The organism is Paracoccus sp. FO-3 (assembly GCF_006386455.1).
GTDB lineage: Bacteria > Pseudomonadota > Alphaproteobacteria > Rhodobacterales > Rhodobacteraceae > Paracoccus > Paracoccus versutus.
This window is the reverse complement of record NZ_VCBQ01000321.1, coordinates 1-394: the sequence shown is the minus strand read 5'-3', so window position 1 is coordinate 394 and position 394 is coordinate 1. Positions and strand designations below refer to the sequence as shown.

Sequence of the window (394 nt, the reverse complement as noted above, 5' to 3'; positions counted from 1 at the left end):
CATGGTGCCGCGCATCTCGCGCGCGCAGAAGATGGATGCGCTGTCCTCGATGGCCAATATCGCCGGCTACCGGGCGGTGATCGAGGCGGCGAACAACTTCGGCCGCTTCTTCACCGGCCAGGTCACCGCGGCGGGCAAGGTGCCGCCGGCCAAGGTGCTGGTGGTGGGCGCCGGCGTCGCCGGGCTTGCCGCCATCGGCGCGGCGGTCAGCCTGGGCGCGCAGGTCCATGCCTTCGACGTGCGCCCCGAGGTGGCCGAGCAGATCGAATCGATGGGCGCGGAATTCGTCTACCTGGACTTCCAGGACCAGGTGCAGGACGGGGCCGCGACCGGCGGCTATGCCGCGCCCTCGAGCCCCGAGTTCCGGGAAAAGCAGCTCGAGAAGTTCCGCGAA

Annotated in this window: 1 pseudogene; it reads left to right on the top strand. The window is 70.1% G+C overall.

The window, feature by feature from the left end:
- A pseudogene (locus FE811_RS27200) lies at positions 1–394 on the top strand (NAD(P)(+) transhydrogenase (Re/Si-specific) subunit alpha); the annotation flags it as partial.